Origin of the sequence: Aminobacter ciceronei, assembly GCF_014138625.1 — a bacterium.
In the GTDB taxonomy this organism is placed as follows: domain Bacteria; phylum Pseudomonadota; class Alphaproteobacteria; order Rhizobiales; family Rhizobiaceae; genus Aminobacter; species Aminobacter ciceronei.
In genome coordinates this window covers 2,501-6,067 of sequence record NZ_JACJHY010000080.1, presented here as the reverse complement: position 1 = coordinate 6,067, position 3,567 = coordinate 2,501, and the positions used below count along the sequence as shown (strand labels likewise).

Below are 3,567 nucleotides of genomic sequence, written 5' to 3'. Positions count from 1 at the left end.
TGGTTGCGGGGACAGGATTTGAACCTGTGACCTTCAGGTTATGAGCCTGACGAGCTACCGGGCTGCTCCACCCCGCGCCACCGGACATTTTTGCGACAGGCAAAATGTCCTTTTTCAACGCTTTCCGACTTTTGCCACGGGCAAAATGTCTTTTTGTCTGGCATTTGCCAAAGGAAAGGGCCGCTTACGCGGCCCGTCTACCCGTTGGCGGGCCTTTTGTATCGAGAAGATTTAACATGCGCTTGGCAGACCTGGCAGCGACTTACTCTCCCGCGTCTTGAGACGAAGTACCATCAGCGCTGGAGCGTTTCACGGCCGAGTTCGGAATGGGATCGGGTGCAGCCGCTCCGCCATAACCACCAGGTCGGCAAAGCGCATGTTAATCGAGAAGCTGTTTTTGTGCTTTTGTCGTTTTTCGTGACGATCCCTTTGGGATCGCACTGCGATGAACATAAGGAATGAGAACGATCAAGCCTATCGAACTATTAGTACCGGTAAGCTTCATGCGTTGCCGCACTTCCACACCCGGCCTATCAACGTGGTCGTCTTCCACGGTTCTCAGGGAATACTCGTTTTAAGGTGGGTTTCCCGCTTAGATGCCTTCAGCGGTTATCCCGTCCGGATATAGCTACCCTGCTATGCGGCTGGCGCCACAACAGGTCCACCAGAGATCCGTCCATCCCGGTCCTCTCGTACTAGGGACAGATCCTTTCAATATTCCTACACCCACGGCAGATAGGGACCGAACTGTCTCACGACGTTCTGAACCCAACTCACGTACCGCTTTAAATGGCGAACAGCCATACCCTTGGGACCTGCTCCAGCCCCAGGATGCGATGAGTCGACATCGAGGTGCCAAACAACCCCGTCGATATGGACTCTTGGGGGTCATCAGCCTGTTATCCCCGGCGTACCTTTTATCCGTTGAGCGATGGCCCTTCCACACGGGACCACCGGATCACTATGACCGACTTTCGTCTCTGCTCGACTTGTCAGTCTCGCAGTCAGGCGGGCTTATGCCATTGCACTCGACGACCGATTTCCGACCGGTCTGAGCCCACCATCGCGCGCCTCCGTTACTCTTTAGGAGGCGACCGCCCCAGTCAAACTACCCACCATACATTGTCCCGGACCCGGATAACGGGCCGCGGTTAGACATCCATAGAGATAAGGGTGGTATTTCAAGGGTGGCTCCACCAAGGCTGGCGCCCTGGCTTCAAAGCCTACCACCTATCCTACACATGCCACTACGAATGCCAATGTAAAGCTATAGTAAAGGTGCACGGGGTCTTTCCGTCTAACCGCAGGAACCCCGCATCTTCACGGGGAATTCAATTTCACTGAGTCTATGCTGGAGACAGCGGGGAAGTCGTTACGCCATTCGTGCAGGTCGGAACTTACCCGACAAGGAATTTCGCTACCTTAGGACCGTTATAGTTACGGCCGCCGTTTACTGGGGCTTCGATTCAAAGCTTGCACCTCTCCTCTTAACCTTCCAGCACCGGGCAGGCGTCAGACCCTATACGTCGTCTTGCGACTTCGCAGAGCCCTGTGTTTTTGATAAACAGTCGCTACCCCCTGGTCTGTGCCACCCTCACCCTGCTTGCGCAGGAAAGGGTCACGCTTCTTCCGAAGTTACGCGTGCAATTTGCCGAGTTCCTTCAGCATAGTTCTCTCAAGCGCCTTGGTATACTCTACCAGTCCACCAGTGTCGGTTTCGGGTACGGTCTATAAGGAGGAGCTATTTCCTGGAACCACTCCGCTGCAGGGATCAATCCAATAAGACCCCACAACATACGTGATCCGTCACTTCCTCCAGGCCCACGAATATTAACGTGGTTCCCATCGTCTACGCATTTCTGCCTCGACTTAGGGGCCGGCTAACCCTGCTCAGATTAGCTTTAAGCAGGAACCCTTGGACTTTCGGCGGGGGTGTCTCTCACACCCCTTACGTTACTCATGTCAGCATTCGCACTTCTGATACCTCCACCGCCCCTCACAGGTACGGCTTCGTCAGCTTACAGAACGCTCCGCTACCGCTTGCAGCAAGCTGCAAACCCTAAGCTTCGGTGTATGGCTTTAGCCCCGGTACATTTTCGGCGCAAAGACCCTTATTTAGACCAGTGAGCTGTTACGCTTTCTTTAAATGATGGCTGCTTCTAAGCCAACATCCTGGTTGTTTTGGGATCCTCACATCCTTTCCCACTTAGCCATAACTTGGGGACCTTAGCTGTAGGTCAGGGTTGTTTCCCTTTTCACGACGGACGTTAGCACCCGCCGTGTGTCTGCCGACTAGTACTCCCAGGTATTCGGAGTTTGGTTAGGTTTGGTAAATCGGTGAGATCCCCTAGCCCATCCAGTGCTCTACCCCCTGGGGTATTCGGTCGACGCTCTACCTAAATAGATTTCGCGGAGAACCAGCTATTTCCGAGTTTGATTGGCCTTTCACCCCTAGCCACAAGTCATCCCGAACTATTGCAACAGTTATGGGTTCGGACCTCCAGTAAGTGTTACCTTACCTTCATCCTGCTCATGGCTAGATCACTCGGTTTCGGGTCTAATGCGTCGAACTGAACGCCCTGTTCAGACTCGCTTTCGCTGCGCCTACACCTACCGGCTTAAGCTTGCTCGACACACTAAGTCGCTGACCCATTATACAAAAGGTACGATGTCACCATTTCAGGCTCCATCTGTTTGTAGGCAACCGGTTTCAGGTACTCTTTCACTCCCCTTGTCGGGGTGCTTTTCACCTTTCCCTCACGGTACTAGTTCGCTATCGGTCATGCACGAGTACTTAGGCTTGGAGAGTGGTCTCCCCATGTTCAGACAGGATTTCACGTGTCCCGCCTTACTCAAGGACGATTGATCGCATTACGCGTACGGGGCTGTCACCCACTATGGCCCTACTTTCCAGAAGGTTCCGCTTGTCTCTCAATCGCCACTGGCCTGGTCCGCGTTCGCTCGCCACTACTTGCGGAGTCTCGGTTGATGTCCTTTCCTACGGGTACTTAGATGTTTCAGTTCCCCGCGTTCGCCACTTTACCCCTATGTATTCAGGGTAAGTTACCTAATAACGATACTTGTAAACCACAACAGCCGCCGAACTTGCGCTCGCCGACTGCTCTGATTTTACAAGTATCTTAGGTGGGTTTCCCCATTCGGAAATCGTCGGATCAAAGGGTATTCGCACCTCCCCGACGCTTATCGCAGCGTATCACGTCCTTCATCGCCTGTGCATGCCAAGGCATCCACCAATTGCCCTTAAGACACTTGATCGTTCTCATTGCCAATGTTCATCATGATTTCTCACAACGACATCGGCACAAAAAGACCAGCTTCTCGAGATCGGTCCGGGGGCAGCGGTTAGGCAAGCCCATCATATGCGGGAGATTGAGCGTCTCACCGCGACAAACCATCTTCATCACCGCGCAAACTCTTCCAACAAGGCATGGCAGCCTCGTCTTCCAAGCTCACACTCCGAGGATGGAGTCCGAACAAATCTTCTCTTTACAATGTCAAACAGAACAAGCGGCTGGCTCTTTGGGAGCTAACCACAAATCTTGGCTT

Annotated in this window: 1 tRNA gene and 2 rRNA genes; all 3 read right to left on the bottom strand. The window is 53.2% G+C overall.

Features of this window, described 5'->3' with window-relative positions:
* Nucleotides 1-77: transfer RNA gene (locus HNQ95_RS33140), tRNA-Met, on the bottom strand.
* A gap of 172 nt (nucleotides 78-249) precedes the next feature.
* Nucleotides 250-364 (bottom strand): 5S ribosomal RNA (rrf, locus tag HNQ95_RS33135).
* 100 nt (nucleotides 365-464) lie between these two features.
* A 23S ribosomal RNA gene (locus HNQ95_RS33130) occupies nucleotides 465-3,276 on the bottom strand.
* Nucleotides 3,277-3,567 lie beyond the last annotated feature (291 nt).